This is a genomic window from Nocardioides flavus (ex Wang et al. 2016) (genome assembly GCF_014653115.1).
In the GTDB taxonomy this organism is placed as follows: Bacteria; Actinomycetota; Actinomycetes; order Propionibacteriales; family Nocardioidaceae; genus Nocardioides; species Nocardioides flavus.
Genome location: NZ_BNAD01000017.1, coordinates 21,260 through 39,129, shown reverse-complemented (window position 1 = coordinate 39,129; position 17,870 = coordinate 21,260). Strand labels below are relative to the sequence as shown.

Below are 17,870 nucleotides of genomic sequence, written 5' to 3'. Positions count from 1 at the left end.
CGCTCAGCCGAAGTCGGCGGCCGCCTTGCGCGCCATGTCGAGGAACGCCTGCTTGTTGGCGAGCTCGGCCTCGAGGTCCTTGACCTTGCGGTCGTCACCGGCCGCGGCTGCCGTGTCGAGGCGCGCCTGCGTCTCGGCGATGCCGGCCTCGAGCTTGCCGATCATGTCGTCGGCGCGCGCTGACTTCTCCGGGTCGCTGCGGCTCCACTGCTCGTCCTCGACCGCGCGGATGGTCTGCTCGACCTTGCGCATCCGGCCCTCGAGCTCCTTCATCCGGTCGCGCGGCACCTTGCCGGCGGCGTCCCAGCGGTCCGCGAGCTCGCGGAAGGTCTTCTTGATCGCCTCGAGGTCCGCGCCCTCGGCCTGCACCTGGGCGACGAGCGCCTCGGCCTCGACGAGGATCGCGTCCTTGACCTCGGCGTTCGCGGCGAACTCCTGGTCGAGGGCGGCGTTGGCCGCGTCGCGGGCGCCGAAGAAGGTGTCCTGGGCCCCCCGGAAACGCTGCCACAGCTTGTCGTCGACCTCACGCGGGGCGGGGCCGGCAGCCTTCCACTCCCGCATCAGGTCACGGTACTTGCCGGCGGTCGGGCCCCACTCGGTCGAGGTGGCGAGCGCCTCGGCCTCGGTGGCGAGCCGCTCCTTGATCACGCGGGCGGAGTCGCGGCGCTCGTGCTCCTCGGCGAAGTGGGCCTTGCGGTGGCGGGTGTACGTGGTGCGCGCGGTCGAGAACCGGCGCCACAGCGCGTCGTCGGTCGCGCGGTCGAGCCGGGGGAGCTCCTTCCACGTCGCGAGCAGGTCGCGCAGCCGGTTGGCACCGTTGCGCCAGTCGGTCCCCTCGGCGAGGCGCTCCGCCTCGGCGACGATCTTCTCCTTCGCCGCCTTTGACTCCGCCGCCTTCTGCGCGCGCTCCTCCTTGCGGGCCGAGCGCTGCACGGCGATCACCGGCGCGAGGGCGTCGAGGCGTGCCGCGAGCGCGACGAGGTCGCCGACCGCGTGGGCGTCGACGACCTGCTCGCGCAGGGCCTTCACCGACGAGGTCGCCTCCTCCGGGGCCAGGCGCCCCGAGGTCACCCGCTGCTCGAGCAGGTGGACCTTGCCCTCCAGCTCCTCGAACCGCTTGGTGAAGAACTCCAGGGCCTCGTCCGGCGTGCCGGCCTCGTAGGACCCGACGGAACGCTCACCGTCGGCGGTGCGGACATAGACGGTGCCGTCCTCGGCGACACGTCCCCAGGCCGTTCCGGCCTGGGTTGCGTCGTCTGTGGACTGCTTGTCGGCGCTCATGGTCGCCCATCGTAGTCATGGCCCGGAGCGCCGTCGGTAGGCTTCCCACCGACAAGCAGACGACTGGCCCGACGGCCAGGCGACCAGTGGACGACAAGCAAGGACTGACGCCCGTGTTCATCGCCGGCTTCCCCGCCGGACCCTGGGGGACCAACTGCTACGTCGTGGCGACGGGTCCCGGGTCCGAGTGCGTCGTGATCGACCCCGGCAAGGACTCCGCCGCAGGAGTCGACCAGGTGGTGCGCGAGCACCGGCTCAAGCCGGTCAGCGTCCTGGTCACCCACGGCCACGTCGACCACATGTGGTGCGTCGCGCCGGTCGCGGGCACCTACGACGCGACCGCGTGGATCCATCCTGCCGACCGCCACCTGCTCAGCGACCCGATGGCCGGGATGAGCCGCGAGACGACCCAGATGCTGCTGGGCGGCGACTACTCGTGGGCCGAGCCCGACGACGTGCGCGAGCTGTCCGACCTCGCCGAGCTCGAGCTGGCCGGCCTCCGGTTCGTCGTCGACCACACCCCGGGACACACCGAGGGGTCGGTGACCTTCCGCTCGCCGTACGCCGAGCATGACGTCTCGGAGGTGATGTTCTCCGGCGACCTGCTCTTCGCGGGCTCGATCGGGCGCACCGACCTCCCCGGCGGCGACCACGCGACGATGCTCGAGAGCCTGCGCACCAAGGTGCTGCCGCTGGCCGACGACATCGTCGTGCTGCCCGGCCACGGCGAGCAGACCTCGATCGGCCGCGAGCGCGCCACCAACCCCTTCCTCCACGACCTCCGTCAGGACCGTTGATGAGCAAGATCAGCCCGCTGAGCGGGTTCCCCGAGCTGCTGCCTGCCCAGCGTGCCGTCGAGCGCGAGGTCATCGCGTCGGTCTCGCGCACCTTCGAGCTGCACGGCTTCGCCAACATCGAGACCCGGGTCGTCGAGCCGATCGAGCGCCTGGCCAAGGGCGGCGAGGTGGACAAGGAGATCTACGTCCTCCAGCGCATCGCGGCCGAGCCCGACGCCAAGGCCGAGCTCGGCCTGCACTTCGACCTCACGGTGCCGTTCGCCCGCTACGTGCTCGAGCACGCCGGTCACCTCGAGTTCCCCTTCCGCCGCTACCAGGTGCAGCCGGCCTGGCGCGGTGAGCGCCCCCAGGAGGGCCGCTACCGCCAGTTCACCCAGGCCGACGTCGACATCGTCGGGCGCGACGAGCTGCCGTTCCACCACGACGTCGAGGTGATGGCGGTGATGGTCGACGCCCTCGGGCGCCTGCCGATCCCGCGCGTGTCCTTCCAGTTCAACAACCGCAAGCTGATCCAGGGCTTCTACCGGGGTCTCGGCATCGACGACGTCACGGACGCCATCCGGGTCATCGACAAGCTCGACAAGCTCCCGGCCGACGAGGTCGCCCGGATGCTGGTCGACCGTGTCGGCACCACGTCCGAGCAGGCCCGGCGCTGCCTCGAGCTGGCGACCATCCGCGTCACGGACACGTCGTTCGTCGACCAGGTCCGCGCACTCGGCGTCACCGACGAGCTGCTCGACCAGGGGCTCGAGGAGCTCGCCGCGGTCGTCGAGGGCTGCCGCGCGGTGGCCGGCGGCCGCGTCGGCGTCGAGGCCAACCTCCGCATCGCGCGAGGCCTCGACTACTACACCGGCACCGTCGTCGAGATCTTCATGGAGGGCTACGAGCGCCTCAAGTCCGTCGGCGGCGGGGGGCGCTACGACGCGCTGGCCAGCGACGGCCGTACGACGTACCCCGGGGTGGGCGTGTCCTTCGGCGTCTCCCGCACCCTCGTCCCCCTGATCGCCGACGGCGTCCTGGAGGGCAGCCGGCCGGTGCCGAGCGCCGTGCTCGTCGCCCTCAACACCGAGGACGACCGCGCCGCCAGCACCGCCGTCGCCGCCGCGCTGCGGGCACGCGACATCGCCTGCGAGGTCGCACCGTCCCCGGCGAAGTTCGGCAAGCAGATCAGGTTCGCCGAGCGCCGCGGCATCCCGTTCGTCTGGTTCGTCCAGCCGGCCGACGGCGGGGGAGTGACCCACCAGGTCAAGGACATCCGCACCGGCGAGCAGGTCGAGGCCGATCCCTCGGCCTGGTCGCCGCCCGAGGCCGACGTACGGCCCACGATCATCACCACCGCAACCAGCGAAACCAGTGAAACCGAGGAGATCCAGTGATCCGCACCCATGACGCCGGCGCCCTGCGCGCCGACCACGTCGGCCAGACCGTCACGCTCGCCGGGTGGGTCGCCCGACGGCGCGACCACGGCGGCGTCGCGTTCCTGGACCTCCGCGAGAGCAGCGGCGTCGTACAGGTCGTCGTCCGCGACGAGGCGGTCGCGCACAGCCTGCGCAGCGAGTTCTGCCTCAAGGTCGTCGGCGAGGTCGTGGCCCGCAAGGAGGGCAACGAGAACCCCAACCTCGCCACCGGCGAGATCGAGGTCGTCGCCACCGAGGTCGAGGTCCTCTCGACCTCCGAGCCGCTGCCGTTCCCGATCGACGACGCCTCCGGTCACAAGGGCGGCGAGGTCGGCGAGGAGGCGCGCCTCAAGCACCGCTACCTCGACCTGCGCCGCTCCGGCCCCAACGCCGCGCTGCGGCTGCGCTCGAAGATCAACAAGGCCGCTCGCGACGTGCTCGACGCGCGCGACTTCGTCGAGGTCGAGACCCCGACCCTCACCCGGTCCACCCCGGAGGGCGCCCGCGACTTCCTGGTCCCGGCCCGCCTCGCCCCCGGCAGCTGGTACGCGCTGCCGCAGAGCCCGCAGCTGTTCAAGCAGCTGCTGATGGTCGGCGGCATGGAGCGCTACTACCAGATCGCGCGCTGCTACCGCGACGAGGACTTCCGCGCCGACCGCCAGCCCGAGTTCACCCAGCTCGACATCGAGATGAGCTTCGTGGACCAGGAGGACGTCATCGAGCTGATGGAGGACGTGCTCGAGGCGATGTGGGCGCAGGCCGGCCACACGATCGAGCGCCCGTTGCCGCGGATGACGTACGCAGACGCGATGGCCAGGTACGGCTCGGACAAGCCCGATCTCCGCATGGGCCTCGAGCTCGTCGAGTGCACCGACTACTTCAAGGACACGCCCTTCCGGGTCTTCCAGGCCGACTACGTCGGTGCGGTCGTCATGCCCGGCGGCGGCAGCCAGCCGCGTCGCCAGTTCGACGCGTGGCAGGACTGGGCCAAGCAGCGCGGTGCGAAGGGCCTGGCCTACGTCACGATCGCCGAGGACGGCGAGCTCGGCGGGCCGGTCGCCAAGAACCTCACCGACGCCGAGCGCGCGGGACTCGCCGCCCACGTCGGCGCCCGGCCCGGCGACTGCGTCTTCTTCGCCGCCGGCCCGGTGAAGAGCAGCCGGGCGCTGCTCGGCGCCGCGCGCCTCGAGATCGGCCGCCGGCTCGACCTGCTCGACGACTCGACCTTCGCCTTCACGTGGGTCGTGGACGCGCCGCTGTTCGAGCCGAGCTCCGAGGCCGTCGCGAGCGGCGACGTGGCCGTCGGTGCGGGCGCCTGGACGGCCGTGCACCACGCGTTCACCAGTCCCAAGCCGGAGTTCGTCGACACCTTCGACACCGACCCCGGCAGCGCGCTGGCGTACGCCTACGACATCGTCTGCAACGGCAACGAGCTCGGCGGCGGGTCCATCCGTATCCACCGCGGCGACATCCAGAAGCGGGTGTTCTCCGTCATGGGCCTGGGGGAGGAGGAGGCGCAGGAGAAGTTCGGCTTCCTGCTCGACGCCTTCAAGTTCGGCGCGCCCCCGCACGGTGGCATCGCGGTGGGCATGGACCGCATCGTCGCGCTGCTGGCCGGCACCGACTCGATCCGCGACGTCATCGCCTTCCCCAAGTCCGGCGGCGGCTACGACCCGCTCACGGCCGCGCCCGCTCCCATCACCGCGGAGCAGCGAAAGGAAGCCGGTGTCGACGCGGTGCCCGCGAAGGACGTCCCGCGCGCGGAGTGATCTCCCGCAGGTTTGCCGTGGGTTCGAGGCGACGACGAGGGCAACACGTCGTAACGGGATCGTTACCCGTCGGTGATCGTCGGAGCGTCGTGGGTCACATAGAGTCCCGTCTCGGCGCAGGCCCCGGGGGACCCCCGATCTGCGTCGGGAAAGTCCCGAACCAGATGGGGAGAGCATGTCGGCAGAGACCGCAGGGCCGGAGACGCTGGGCTCGTTGAGCGACGAGCCGCAGCAGGATCCCAACAGCCAGCAGGCCAAGGAGATCTCCGGCAAGTCGCCGTTGCGGATCGCGCTGGGCCGCCTGGCCCGGGACAAGATCGCCGTCGTCTGTGCGGTGGTGGTCCTGTTCTTCGTCATCTGCGCGATGTTCGCCGGGACGATCAGCGACCTCTTCGGCGTCAGCCTCGAGACCCCCCTCGCCTCCGAGCGAGTCGACGGCCTCAACAACGGCCTGCCGAAGCCCGAGATGGGTCCGCCCGTCGGTCCCTTCACGTGGGAGCACCCCATGGGTGTCGCCCCGCGCACCGGTGAGGACAACCTGGCCTACTGGCTCCACGGCTGCCGCGTGTCCCTCCTGATCGCCTTCACGGCCACGCTGATCGCCAGCGTCGTCGGCGTGGTCATCGGCCTGCTGGCCGGCTTCCTCGGCGGCGCGGTCGACAAGGTCCTGTCGTTCTTCATCGACATGTTCCTCACGATCCCGTTCCTCCTCGCGGCGCTGACGCTGGCCCCGATCCTCAACGAGCGGTTCAACACCTCGCCGGACTACCCCACGATCCAGAAGTTCAGCCTCGTGATGGTCCTGGCGATGTTCGGCTGGATGGGCACGGCCCGCCTGATCCGCGGTGAGGTCCTCGCCCTGCGCGAGCGCGAGTTCGTCCAGGCGGCCCGCGTGATGGGCATGCCGACCTCGCGGATCCTGTTCAAGGAGCTCCTGCCCAACCTCGCCGCGCCGATCATCATCAGCGTCTCGCTGATGCTGCCCGCGTTCGTCGCGCTGGAGGCCGGCCTGGCCTACCTCGGCATCGGCGTCACCGACGGCGTCTCGTGGGGCCAGACGATCCTCAAGGCCGCCACCCCGACGTACTTCCGCGAGTACCCGCAGTACCTGTGGCAGCCGCTGCTCGGCATCGTCGCGCTGGTGCTGTCCCTCAACCTCTTGGGCGACGCGGTGCGCGACGCCCTCGACCCCAAGACCCGACGCTGACCTTCCGGGTCCCACACACGTCGCCGGAGACGCCGTCCTCGGTGAGAACAAGAAAGAAAGGCTGGACAGCATGAAGCGGAACAAGCCGCTCGCACTCGTTGCTGGTGCCGCCCTCCTGACCCTCGCCGCCTGCGGCGGCGGGTCGTCTGACGAGGGCGAGACCGGCGAGGGCACGCAGAGGGAGTTCGGCGACCAGGAGGGGGGCACGAAGGACGCTGAGCGTCAGGGCCCCGCCGCCGAGGTCGAGGGCGCCACCGAGGGCGGGACCATCACGGTCTACCTCGCCGGCGACCCGGGTCCCGACTCGCTCGACCCCACCGGTGGCTGGTCCGTCACCGGCAACTCCATCCAGCAGGCGCTGACGCACCGCTCGCTGACCCAGTACATCCGTGACGAGGAGACCGGCGACCCGATCCTGGTCCCCGACCTCGCCACCGACCTGGGCACCTACAACGAGGACTTCACGGAGTGGACCTTCACCATCCGTGAGGACGCCACGTGGGAGGACGGCAAGCCCGTCACCCCCGAAGAGGTCGCCTTCGGCATCTGCCGCTCGCTCGACTCCGAGGCGTTCCCGTCCGGTCCGGGCACGAAGTACTCCAAGGACTACTTCGCCGGCGCGGCCGACTACGAGGGTCCGTACACCGGCAAGGACCCCAAGTGCGAGAACTGGGACGGTGTCACGGTCAACGGCCAGGACATCACCATCTCGATGGAGAAGCCCTTCCCGGAGATGGACTACTGGGGCGCCTTCATGGCCATGGGCCCGGCTCCGCTCGGCAACGCCTCCAAGCCGCCGAACTACGGCACCAAGCCGCTCTCCAACGGCCCCTACAAGGTCGAGAGCTACAAGCCCAACGAGGAGCTCGTCCTCGTGAAGAACGACCAGTGGGCTCCTGAGTCCGACCCGGGTCGTCACCAGTACGCCGACGAGTTCGTCTTCAAGTTCAACCAGGACCAGGCCAAGGTCGACGAGATCATGCTGTCGGACAACGCCGACAGCCAGACCGCCGTCTCCGCCTCGCTCGGCTCGGACAAGTACAACGACGCCAACGCGCAGCTCGGCGACCGTCTCGTGCAGCAGACGTCGCAGTGCGTCTCGACCCTGACACCGGACTACACCAAGATCACCGAGATCGAGGTCCGCAAGGCCCTGGCCTACGCGTACCCCTACGAGGACGTGTGGATCGCCGGCGGCGAGGTCCCCGGCGTGACCCGCATCCCCGCCAACTCGGTGATGCCCCCCGGCATGGCCGGCAAGAAGGACTTCCAGGTCGACGGTGAGCAGATCACCTACGACCCGGAGAAGGCCAAGGAGCTGCTGGCCGAGGCCGGCTACGGCGACGAGCCCTACGAGATCACCATGGTCTACTACGAGGTCGACCCGCTGGCCAAGGCCACCCAGGACCAGATCACCAAGGGCTTCGAGGCCTCCGGCTTCAAGGTCAACGCGATCCCGGTGCAGGAGTCCCCGTACAACGTGTGGCTCGACCCCGACAGCAAGATCAACAAGAAGCTGAACCTCCGTGGCGTCAACTGGTGCTCGGACTGGCCGTCGGCCTCGACCATGATCCCGCCGCTGCTGGGTGGCGACGAGGTCTACAACACCGCCTTCTTCAAGGAGGCCGCTGTTGACGAGGAGATCGACCGCATCGTGACCGAGGTTCCGGTCGACGAGCAGCCCGCCGCGTGGGGCGACCTGGACGAGATGATCATGACGGACTACTTCCCGATCATCCCGACCGCGTTCCGCAACGACCTGTTCGTGTTCGGCAGCAAGATCGGCAACCCGACGGGCGACGGCGCCCTCGGTGCGCCGAACTACAAGGACCTGTACGTGATGCAGTGATCCTGGCGCTCGCCACGGGTCCTGAGGACCCGGAGCACCACGTAGTACCCAGCACCACACAGCAGTACCTGTAGCACCCCTGACCGGTGGGGGCTCCCGTACCAATGGGAGCCCCCACTCGGCAGCCCGGACCCGGTAGGCTTCTGCGCCTCGGGGGTCCGACTCATCCACCATCCCCGGAGAGTGACCAGCGATGTTTGCCTATGTCGTGAAGCGCCTGATCTCGGGAGTCCTCGTCGTGACGCTGGTCTCGATGGGAATCTTCCTGCTGTTCTGGTTCGGACCGTCGAGCCCTGCTCAACCGATCTGCGACCGCGAGACCAGCAACAGGTGTGGCGACCGGATCGAGATCTACGAAGAGACGCTGGGCTACAACAACCCCGTCTACGAGGAGTACGGCAAGTTCGTCCAGGGCGTCTTCGTCGGACGTACGCTCACCATCGCCTCCAGCGAGTACGAGTGCCCGGCCCCGTGCCTGGGCGTCAGCTACCGCACCAAGCAGCCGGTCAAGGAGGAGCTGGTCTCGCGCATGCCCGCGACCTTCTCCGTGGCCATCGGCGGCGCGTTCCTCTACCTCCTCTTCGGCGTCCCCATCGGCGTCGCAGCCGCGCGACGGCGTGGCACCGTGGCCGACAAGGCCCTGGTCTCGAGCTTCCTGTTCATCAGCTCGATCCCCTACTACCTCTTCGCGCTCCTGACCTGGCTCTACCTCACGATCACCTTCGAGGTGCCCCTGTTCAGCGACACCGGCTACTTCTCCATAGGCGAGAACGGTCCGTTCAAGTGGTTCAGCGGGCTCTTCCTCGCCTGGGTCGCACTCGGCATCTTCGGCTGCACCCAGTACACGCGATTCACCCGCGGAGCGATGGTCGAGGCGCTCAGCGAGGACTACATCCGCACGGCCAAGGCCAAGGGCCTGCCCGCGCGCAAGATCGTCTACAAGCACGGCCTGCGGGCCGCCCTGGTGCCGGTCGTCACCATCTTCGGCATCGACTTCGGCACCCTGCTCGCCGGCACGATCTTCACCGAGCGGATCTTCGAGATCCAGGGCATCGGCTGGTGGGCGCTCGAGGCGGTGCAGGGCAAGGACCTCCCGGTCGTGATGGCCACCGCCCTGTTCAGCGCCGTCGTCCTGATCATCTCCAACCTGCTCGTCGACGTTGTCTACAGCGTCCTCGACCCGAGGGTGAGGCTCTCGTGACCAGCGTTCCCGTGACCCAGTCCAGCGCCGCCGCGGCGGCGTCCGAGACCGACGGTCCCTTCCTGCAGGTCGAGGACCTGATGGTGACCTTCCCGACCGAGGACGGTCCCGTCACCGCGGTGCAGGGCCTGTCCTACTCGGTCGAGAAGGGCAAGACGCTCGGCATCGTCGGCGAGTCCGGCTCGGGCAAGTCCGTCTCCAGCATGGCCGTGATGGGCCTGCACGACGCCAAGTCGGCCAAGATCTCCGGCTCCATCCGCGTGGGTGGCACCGAGGTCGTCGGACTGAGCGAGTCGCGCATGCGCGGCCTGCGCGGCAACTCCATGGCGATGATCTTCCAGGACGCCCTCGCCGCGCTGCACCCCTTCTACAAGATCGGCGCGCAGCTCGAGGAGGCCTACCTGGTCCACCACTCGAGCGCCTCCAAGCGCGACGCCCGCCGCAAGGCGATCGAGATGCTCGACCGCGTCGGCATCCCGCAGCCGGACCGGCGCGTGGACGACTTCCCGCACCAGTTCTCCGGCGGCATGCGCCAGCGCGCCATGATCGCGATGGGCCTCATCAACGACCCGTCGCTGCTCATCGCCGACGAGCCGACGACCGCCCTCGACGTGACGGTGCAGGCGCAGATCCTCGACCTGCTCCAGGACCTGCAGCGCGAGTTCAACTCGGCCGTCATCATCATCACCCACGACCTCGGGGTGATCGCTGAGATGGCCGACGACGTCCTGGTGATGTACGCCGGCCGCTGCGTCGAGTTCGGCACCACCAAGGAGATCCTGACCACGCCGGAGATGCCCTACACGTGGGGCCTGCTGTCCAGCGTGCCCGACGTGTCGTCGTCGACCGACGCGCGGCTGATCCCCATCCCCGGCAACCCGCCGAGCCTGCTGCGGCCCCCGTCGGGATGCTCCTTCCACCCCCGTTGCGTGCACTCCACCAAGGTCCCCGGCGACCTGTGCACCACCCAGCTTCCCGAGCTGCTGCCGGCCAGCTCGGGCACGGCCCATCTCAAGCGCTGCCACCTCGCCGACCCGGTCGCGGTCTACCAGACCGAGGTGCTGCCCGAGATCGCCCCCGAGCTCCTCGAGGAGACCCGATGACCCAGGATCCCAACGCCCGAGCCGAGGTCGAGCCGACCGCCGTCGGGGCCAACGCCGCCGAGGCCGGCGAGCGCCGGCTCGGCGACGACGTGAGCGACGCGTACGGCTCGCACGAGGTCAACGTCGGCGACCTCGACTTCCACATCGTCGCCGAGCACGGCCACACCGCCTCCGAGCTCGACCCCGACGCTCCGGCCGTGCTGACCGTCGACAACCTCAAGATGTACTTCCCGGTGAAGTCGTCCGGGGTCGTACGACGCACGATCGGGCACGTGCAGGCCGTCGACGGCATCTCCTTCGAGGTGCCCAAGGGCGGCTCGCTGGGCCTGGTGGGGGAGTCGGGGTGTGGCAAGTCGACCACCGGTCGCCTCATCACCCGGCTCTACAAGCCGACCGGCGGCTCGATGATGTTCGACGGCAAGGACCTGGCCAAGCTCTCCAACCGCGAGATGAAGCCGCTGCGCCGCGACGTGCAGATGATCTTCCAGGACCCGTACACCTCGCTGAACCCGCGCCACACGGTCGGCACGATCGTCGGTGCGCCCCTCGAGGTCCACAACGTGGTGCCGAAGGACAAGGTCCTGCCGCGCGTGCAGGAGCTGCTCGAGATCGTCGGCCTCAACCCCGAGCACTACAACCGCTACCCCAACGAGTTCTCCGGCGGCCAGCGCCAGCGCATCGGCATCGCCCGCGCGCTGACCCTGAACCCCAAGGTGCTCGTCGCGGACGAGCCGGTCTCGGCACTCGACGTGTCGATCCAGGCCCAGGTCATCAACCTGCTCCAGGACATCCAGTCCGAGTTCGACGTGGCGTTCCTCTTCATCGCCCACGACCTGGCCATCGTGCGTCACTTCTGCCCCGAGATCGCCGTGATGTACCTCGGCAAGATCGTGGAGATCGGCGACCGGGAGACGATCTACTCCCACCCGCACCACCCCTACACGCAGGCGCTGCTCTCCGCGGTGCCCGACGTCAAGCAGGCGGCCGTCGGCGGTCGGCGCGAGCGCATCCGCCTCGAGGGCGACGTGCCCAGCCCGATCAACCCGCCGTCCGGCTGCCGGTTCCGTACGCGCTGCCAGTTCGCGCAGGAGATCTGTGCCAAGGTCGAGCCGCCGCTGCTGCAGATCGGCAAGCGCCACAAGGTCGCGTGCCACTTCGCAGGCGAGCTGGGTGCCCACCCCGCCACCCCGGTGACGACGGAGCTCCTCGGCGTCGACGACCAGGGCAGCCCGGTCCCCGGGGCCACGCCGAGCAACACCCAGCTCACCATCCCGGGCTACGAGAAGACCTGGTACGACCTCCGGACCAAGCAGACCACGGGGGTCTGAACCGGACCCCGACGTCGTCGGGGATACTCGCCGACGTGGACGGCTTGTTCGAGATCCCGGGCGCGGGACACCCCGCGCCCGCGACCGTGCCCAGCGCGGGATCGCTGGGCACGAACACGCACGCCTCGGCCCCCCTGGCCGTACGGATGCGACCGCGCACGATCGACGAGCTGGTCGGCCAGCAGCAGCTTCGCGCCGCGGGGTCGCCCCTGCGACGGCTGGTCGAGGGCGACCAGTCGATGTCGCTCCTGCTGTGGGGTCCGCCCGGCACCGGGAAGACGACGATCGCCGCGATCGTCAGCCAGCAGACGCGGCGTCGGTTCGTCGAGGTCTCCGCGGTCGCCGCGGGGGTCAAGGAGGTCCGTGCGGCCATCGACGGGGCCCGCGCCGAGCTCGCGCGGGGCGGGCAGGAGACCGTCCTGTTCGTCGACGAGGTGCACCGCTTCACCAAGGCCCAGCAGGACGCCCTCCTGCCCGGGGTGGAGAACCGCTGGGTCACGCTCATCGCCGCCACCACAGAGAACCCGTTCTTCTCGGTGATCAGTCCGTTGCTCTCACGCAGCCTGCTGCTGCGGCTGCAGTCGCTGACCGACGACGACGTCGCCGAGGTCATCGACCAGGCGCTCGCCGACGAGCGCGGCCTGGCGGGCGCGACGGCGCTCGACGACGACGCACGCGACCACCTCGTACGCCTGGCCGGCGGGGACGCCCGTCGCGCACTGACCTACCTCGAGGCGGCCGCCGGCGCCGCGGCGAGCAACGGCCTCGACGCGATCGACCTGGCCACGGCCGAGACGGCGGTCGACCAGGCGGCCGTGCGCTACGACCGCCAGGGTGACCAGCACTACGACGTGATCTCCGCCTTCATCAAGTCGATCCGCGGCTCCGACCCCGACGCCGCGCTGCACTACCTCGCGCGGATGATCGAGGCGGGTGAGGACCCGCGATTCATCGCGCGCCGGCTCGTCGTCCACGCCAGCGAGGACATCGGACTGGCCGACCCGACGGCACTCCAGGCGGCGGTCGCGGCGGCGCAGGCCGTGCAGCTGATCGGCATGCCCGAGGCCCGGATCAACCTCGCCCAGGCAACGATCCACCTGGCGGTCGCCCCGAAGTCCAACGCGGTCATCACCGCGATCGACGCGGCGATCTCGGACGTGCGTGCCGGGAAGATCGGGCAGGTGCCCGCCCACCTGCGCGACGCCCACTACGGCGGCGCCAAGGACCTGGGCCACGGCAAGGGCTACGCCTACCCGCACGACGAGCCGTTCGGGGTCGCCGAGCAGCAGTACCTCCCCGACGTCCTCGAGGACGCGACCTACTACCGACCGACCGCCCTCGGGGCGGAGGCCGGGATCAAGGAGCGCTGGGAGCGGGTGCGCCGGATCGTCCGCGGCCGCTAGTTCGTCAGGACAGCAGGGCACGGGGGAGAATCGCGCGCATGAGGGGGAGCCGGCCGCTGGTCGTCGTCGCGTGTGCCGTCGTGCTCGCGCTCGCCGCCTGCAGCGACGAGGGCACGGACCAGGGGTGGGAGCGGCCCCGGCCGGGGGCGGCCTACACCGTCCCGGCCGCCGTGACCGTCGACCCCGATCGACGCGGACCCGCACCCGAGGTCGAGGGCGCCACGCCCGGCGGAACGATCACGGTCCTCATGCCCGGCGCTCCGGGTCCCGACACGCTCGACCCGACCGGCGGCTGGTCGTCCACCGGCAACGCGATCCAGCAGGCACTCGTCAGCCGCACGCTGACCCAGTACGTCCGCGGCGACGACGGGCGGCCGGTGCTGGTGCCCGACCTGGCCACGGACCTCGGGCGCCACAACGGCGACTTCACCGAGTGGACCTTCACCATCCGCGACGACGCCACCTGGGAGGACGGCAAGCCCGTCACCCCCGAAGAGGTCGCCTTCGGCATCTGCCGATCGCTCGACACCGCGACGTTCCCGTCGGGACCGGGCACCGAGTACTCCACCCAGTACTTCGCCGGCGCCGACGACTACCCGGGGCCCTACTCGGCCGGCGACCCGGAGTGCGACGACTACGACGGCATCAGCGTCGACGACCAGGACGTGACGATCGCGATGGACCGGCCCTTCCCCGACATGCCCCACTGGGGCGCCGTCCTCGCCATGGGCCCCGCGCCGCTGGGCGAGGCGTCCGACCCGGTGGGCTACGCCCAGCGACCACTCGCCACCGGCCCGTACGAGGTCGAGCGCTGGGCGCCTGCCGAGGAGCTCGTGCTGGTGCGCAACGACGAGTGGGACCCCGCCTCCGACCCGGGACGCCACCAGTACGCCGACAGGTTCGTCTTCCGGTTCGACCAGGACCAGGCGAAGGTCGACGAGATCATGCTGTCGGGCATCGCCGCCAGCCGCACCGCGGTGGCGACGTCGCTGGGCGCGGGACGCTACCGCGAGGCGACGCAGGTGCTGGGCGAGCGCCTGGTCCAGCAGGCCACCCAGTGCGTCTCCACGATCACCCCCGACCACACGAAGATCACCGACGTCCGCGTCCGCCGGGCACTGGCGTACGCCGTCCCCCACGAGGACGTCTGGGTCGCGACCGGCGAGGTCCCCGGCGTCACCCGGGTCCGGGCGTCGTCCCTCATGCCGCCGGGGATGCCCGGCAGGAGGGACATCGCGGTCGACGGCGAGGAGATCACCTACGACCCCGACAAGGCCCGCGCGCTGCTCGCCGAGGCCGGCCACGCCACCGAGCCGTACCCGATCACGATGGCCTACAACCAGCTGGACCCCGCCGCATCCGCCGCGCAGGAGCAGCTGACCAAGGGCCTCGAGGCGAGCGGCTTCGAGGTGCGGGCGATCCCCGTGCAGCAGTCGATCTACAGCGTCTGGCTCGACCGCGACAACGAGGTCGACCGGGCCCTCAACGTCCGAGGGGTGAGCTGGTGCCCGATGTGGCCCTCCGGCTCGGCGCTCCTGCCGCCCCTGCTCAGGAGCGGCGCCCCGTTCAACACCGCCCGGTTCGCCGACCCGACCGTCGACCGGGCGATGGACGACATCGCCGGGCTGCCGGTCGAGGAGCAGGCCGCGGCGTGGGGTGAGCTCGACGAGCAGATCCTCACCGACCACTTCCCGATCATCCCCACCTCCTACCAGAACCGTCTCCTCGTGTTCGGCGAGCGGGTCGGCAACCCCACGGGTGAGGGCTCGATGGGTGCGCCGAACTACAAGGACCTCTTCGTCGTGCGGTGACCGGACGCGCCGGCCGGTCCCGCGCGGGCGTCTACGGTGGGGTGCATGCGCATCGGGTTCCACGCCTCCCACGAGCAGATCGCTCCGTCCCGCCTGCTGGCCGACGTCCAGCACGCCGAGCGGGCGGGGTTCGACATGGCCATGTGCTCCGACCACATCTCGCCGTGGAGCACGCGGCAGGGCCACTCGGGCTACACCTGGAGCTGGCTCGGAGCAGCCCTCGCCACCACCGACCTCGAGCTGGGCTGCGTCTCCGCCCCCGGGGTGCGCTACCACCCGGCGGTGGTCGCCCAGAAGATCGCCACCCTCGGCGAGATGTTCCCCGGCAGGTTCTGGACCGCGCTCGGCAGCGGCGAGGCCAGCAACGAGCACATCACCGGCGACCGCTGGCCGCCGAAGGAGGAGCGCACCCGACGGCTCGAGGAGTGCGTCGACGTCATCCGGCGGCTGCTGGCCGGCGAGGAGGTCACGCACCAGGGCCTCGTCACCGTCGACCGCGCCCGCGTGTGGGACCTCCCGACCACCCAGCCGCGCCTCGTCGGGCCCGCGGTGTCCGTCGCGTCCGCCGCCCGGGTCGCCGCGTGGGCCGACGGGCTCGTCACCATCAACCAGCCGGTCGAGGTGCTGCGAGACGTCGTCGCCGCCTACCGCGACGCCGGAGGACGCGGCCCGCTCGCGCTGCAGCTGCACCTGTCCTGGGCGCCCACGTCCGAGGAGGCCGAGGCGATCGCGCTGGACCAGTGGCGCACTAACGTCTTCACCGAGCCGGTCAACTGGGACACCGAGACGGCTGATGCGTTCGACGTGATGGGCGAGCACGTCGGCATCGAGAGCGTGCGGGCGGCCGTGGAGATCTCCGAGGACCTCGGCCGGCACCGCGACCGGATCGCCGAGCTGGCGGCGGTCGGGTTCGACGACGTCTACCTGCACTTCGTCGGGCAGGAGCAGGAGCGCTTCATAGACGCCTTCGGCGAGCAGGTGCTCCCCACCCTGAGGGGCTGACGCCGGACGCCGGCGTCTGGTTGTGTGACGGGGTGCGAATCACCGACACGAGCGACCTGTGGTGGAAGAGCGCGGTCATCTACTGCCTCGACATCGAGACCTTCCACGACTCCGACGGTGACGGGATCGGCGACCTCGGCGGCCTCGCCCGGCGCATCGACTACCTCGCCGAGCTCGGGATCACCTGCCTGTGGCTGATGCCGTTCTACCCGACCCCGGACCGCGACGACGGCTACGACCTCACCGACTTCTACGGCGTCGACCCCCGCCTGGGCACGCTGGGCCAGCTGGTCGAGGTGATCCGTACGGCGCACGACCGCGGCATCAACGTCATCGCCGACCTCGTGATCAACCACACCTCCGACCGCCACCCGTGGTTCCAGGCGTCGCGGCGGAGCACGTCGAACCGCTACCGCGAGCACTACGTCTGGCGCAGCACCGAGCCCCCGGACACCTCAGAGCTGGTGGTCTTCCCCGATCGCGAGGACTCGATCTGGGAGCGTGACGAGCGCACCGGCGAGTGGTACCTACACAACTTCTACAAGCACCAGCCCGACCTCAACCTGAGCAACCCCGAGGTGGTCGACGAGATACTGCGGGTGGTCGGGTTCTGGCTGGAGCTCGGGTTCGACGGCTTCCGCGTCGACGGCATCCCGTTCCTGGAGCAGAACGCGAAGAACGCCGGCGACACGGGTCTCGAGGTCGACCCCCACGAGCTGATGCGCACCATCCGGTCCTTCCTCAACCGCCGCACAGGCTGGTCGATGATGCTCGGCGAGGTCAACCTCCCCCACGAGCAGCAGCTGGCGTTCTTCGGCGGCGACGCGGCCGACGAGCTGCAGATGCAGTTCGACTTCATCGGGATGCAGGCCACCTACCTCGCCCTGGCCCGCGAGGACGCCGGGCCGCTCGTCACGGCGCTGCAGGAGCGGCCGACGATCGACGCGACCTGCCAGTGGGCGACCTTCCTGCGCAACCACGACGAGCTGACGCTCGACAAGCTCACCGACGGCGAGCGGGAAGAGGTGTTCGCCGCCTTCGGACCCGAGCCGGAGATGCAGCTCTACGGTCGCGGCCTCAAGCGGCGGCTTCCGACGATGCTCGGCGGCGACCCGCGCCGCATCCGGATGGCCTACAGCCTGATGTTCTCGCTGCCGGGCACCCCGACGCTCTACTACGGCGAGGAGATCGGGATGGGGGAGGACCTCGAGGCCGACGGCCGCATGGCGGTGCGTACACCGATGCAGTGGAGCGCGGGCCGCAACGGTGGGTTCTCCTCGGCGATCCCGTCGCGCCTGGTCCAGCGCGTCGTCCCGGACGGGTACGGCCCCGAGCACGTCAACGTCGTCGACCAGATGCACGACCCCGACTCGCTGTGGAGCTTCATCCGCAAGCTGATCAGCATCCGTCGCACGTGTCCCGAGCTCGGCTGGGGCACGTGGACCGTCCTCGACCAGCCTGAGCCCCGCGTCCTGGTGCAGCGCTGCTCGGTGGAGGGCTCCGCCGTGATCACCGTCCACAACCTCGGCGCAGACCCGGTGACCGTCGACGTGCCCGTCGATCCCGACGACGCGGGCCTCGAGGCGGTCGACCTGATGGCCGAGGAGCTCGTGACCGGCGGTCCCACGACCCGTATCGCGCTCGAGGGGTACGGCTTCCGCTGGCTGCGGGTGCGCCCGGCGGGTGACCTCGCCATCCCGTGAGGCTTGTAGGCTCGGCGCC

At 70.2% G+C, this 17,870-nt stretch carries 13 protein-coding genes; 12 read left to right on the top strand and 1 reads right to left on the bottom strand.

Translation table 11 applies throughout. The features are described from left to right. Positions 1-3: 3 nt before the first annotated feature. The gene (locus IE200_RS18510; protein WP_191280967.1) at positions 4-1,281 is read right to left on the bottom strand and encodes a DUF349 domain-containing protein; all 1,278 of its coding nucleotides are present in this window, start codon (positions 1,279-1,281) and stop codon (positions 4-6) included. Positions 1,282-1,394: 113 nt separating this feature from the next. Here IE200_RS18510 and IE200_RS18505 point away from each other — a divergent pair, with 113 nt between their 5' ends. The 12 genes from IE200_RS18505 (at position 1,395) to IE200_RS18450 (ending at position 17,851) form a co-directional block, all read left to right on the top strand. After that, positions 1,395-2,078 carry an MBL fold metallo-hydrolase gene (locus tag IE200_RS18505; RefSeq protein WP_191280995.1) on the top strand — a complete coding sequence of 228 codons (684 nt, stop codon included), beginning with the start codon at positions 1,395-1,397 and terminating at the stop codon, positions 2,076-2,078. Further along, on the top strand, positions 2,078-3,454 hold the full coding sequence (hisS, locus tag IE200_RS18500) for a histidine--tRNA ligase (RefSeq protein WP_191280966.1): 1,377 nt from the start codon (positions 2,078-2,080) through the stop codon (positions 3,452-3,454). Before IE200_RS18505 ends, hisS begins: the two co-directional genes overlap by 1 nt. After that, the gene (gene aspS, locus IE200_RS18495) at positions 3,451-5,244 is read left to right on the top strand and encodes an aspartate--tRNA ligase (protein ID WP_191280965.1); all 1,794 of its coding nucleotides are present in this window, start codon (positions 3,451-3,453) and stop codon (positions 5,242-5,244) included. Before hisS ends, aspS begins: the two co-directional genes overlap by 4 nt. Positions 5,245-5,419: 175 nt before the next feature. Continuing rightward, positions 5,420-6,451 carry an ABC transporter permease gene (locus tag IE200_RS18490; protein ID WP_229856799.1) on the top strand — a complete coding sequence of 344 codons (1,032 nt, stop codon included), beginning with the start codon at positions 5,420-5,422 and terminating at the stop codon, positions 6,449-6,451. 70 nt (positions 6,452-6,521) lie between these two features. After that, positions 6,522-8,300, top strand: coding sequence for an ABC transporter substrate-binding protein (locus IE200_RS18485; protein ID WP_191280964.1), 1,779 nt, complete (start codon positions 6,522-6,524; stop codon positions 8,298-8,300). Between the two features lie 193 nt (positions 8,301-8,493). Beyond that, positions 8,494-9,501, top strand: coding sequence for an ABC transporter permease (locus IE200_RS18480; RefSeq protein WP_191280963.1), 1,008 nt, complete (start codon positions 8,494-8,496; stop codon positions 9,499-9,501). A gap of 80 nt (positions 9,502-9,581) precedes the next feature. Continuing rightward, positions 9,582-10,604, top strand: coding sequence for an ABC transporter ATP-binding protein (locus IE200_RS18475; RefSeq protein ID WP_191280993.1), 1,023 nt, complete (start codon positions 9,582-9,584; stop codon positions 10,602-10,604). Continuing rightward, on the top strand, positions 10,601-11,932 hold the full coding sequence (locus IE200_RS18470) for an ABC transporter ATP-binding protein (RefSeq protein ID WP_308433028.1): 1,332 nt from the start codon (positions 10,601-10,603) through the stop codon (positions 11,930-11,932). The genes IE200_RS18475 and IE200_RS18470 overlap by 4 nt, the downstream gene beginning before the upstream one ends. A 35-nt stretch (positions 11,933-11,967) precedes the next feature. Further along, the gene (locus tag IE200_RS18465; RefSeq protein WP_407941032.1) at positions 11,968-13,335 is read left to right on the top strand and encodes a replication-associated recombination protein A; all 1,368 of its coding nucleotides are present in this window, start codon (positions 11,968-11,970) and stop codon (positions 13,333-13,335) included. A gap of 38 nt (positions 13,336-13,373) precedes the next feature. Next, positions 13,374-15,146 (top strand): ABC transporter substrate-binding protein, encoded by a 1,773-nt coding sequence (locus IE200_RS18460; protein WP_191280962.1) that lies wholly within the window; start codon positions 13,374-13,376, stop codon positions 15,144-15,146. Between the two features lie 45 nt (positions 15,147-15,191). Further along, positions 15,192-16,148, top strand: coding sequence for a TIGR03885 family FMN-dependent LLM class oxidoreductase (locus IE200_RS18455; protein WP_191280961.1), 957 nt, complete (start codon positions 15,192-15,194; stop codon positions 16,146-16,148). A gap of 32 nt (positions 16,149-16,180) precedes the next feature. Next, positions 16,181-17,851: an alpha-amylase family protein gene (locus IE200_RS18450; protein WP_191280960.1), complete on the top strand. Its 1,671-nt coding sequence runs from the start codon at positions 16,181-16,183 to the stop codon at positions 17,849-17,851. The last annotated feature ends 19 nt before the right edge of the window (positions 17,852-17,870 follow it).

Bases quoted from the DNA above. Each gene is read 5' to 3' on its own strand.
- IE200_RS18510 (WP_191280967.1), bottom strand. From the start codon at position 1,281: ATGAGCGCCGACAAGCAGTCCACAGACGACGCAACCCAGGCCGGAACG.
- hisS (WP_191280966.1), top strand. From the start codon at position 2,078: ATGAGCAAGATCAGCCCGCTGAGCGGGTTCCCCGAGCTGCTGCCTGCC.
- IE200_RS18490 (WP_229856799.1), top strand. From the start codon at position 5,420: ATGTCGGCAGAGACCGCAGGGCCGGAGACGCTGGGCTCGTTGAGCGAC.
- IE200_RS18485 (WP_191280964.1), top strand. From the start codon at position 6,522: ATGAAGCGGAACAAGCCGCTCGCACTCGTTGCTGGTGCCGCCCTCCTG.
- IE200_RS18480 (WP_191280963.1), top strand. From the start codon at position 8,494: ATGTTTGCCTATGTCGTGAAGCGCCTGATCTCGGGAGTCCTCGTCGTG.
- IE200_RS18475 (WP_191280993.1), top strand. From the start codon at position 9,582: ATGGTGACCTTCCCGACCGAGGACGGTCCCGTCACCGCGGTGCAGGGC.
- IE200_RS18470 (WP_308433028.1), top strand. From the start codon at position 10,601: ATGACCCAGGATCCCAACGCCCGAGCCGAGGTCGAGCCGACCGCCGTC.
- IE200_RS18460 (WP_191280962.1), top strand. From the start codon at position 13,374: ATGAGGGGGAGCCGGCCGCTGGTCGTCGTCGCGTGTGCCGTCGTGCTC.
- IE200_RS18455 (WP_191280961.1), top strand. From the start codon at position 15,192: ATGCGCATCGGGTTCCACGCCTCCCACGAGCAGATCGCTCCGTCCCGC.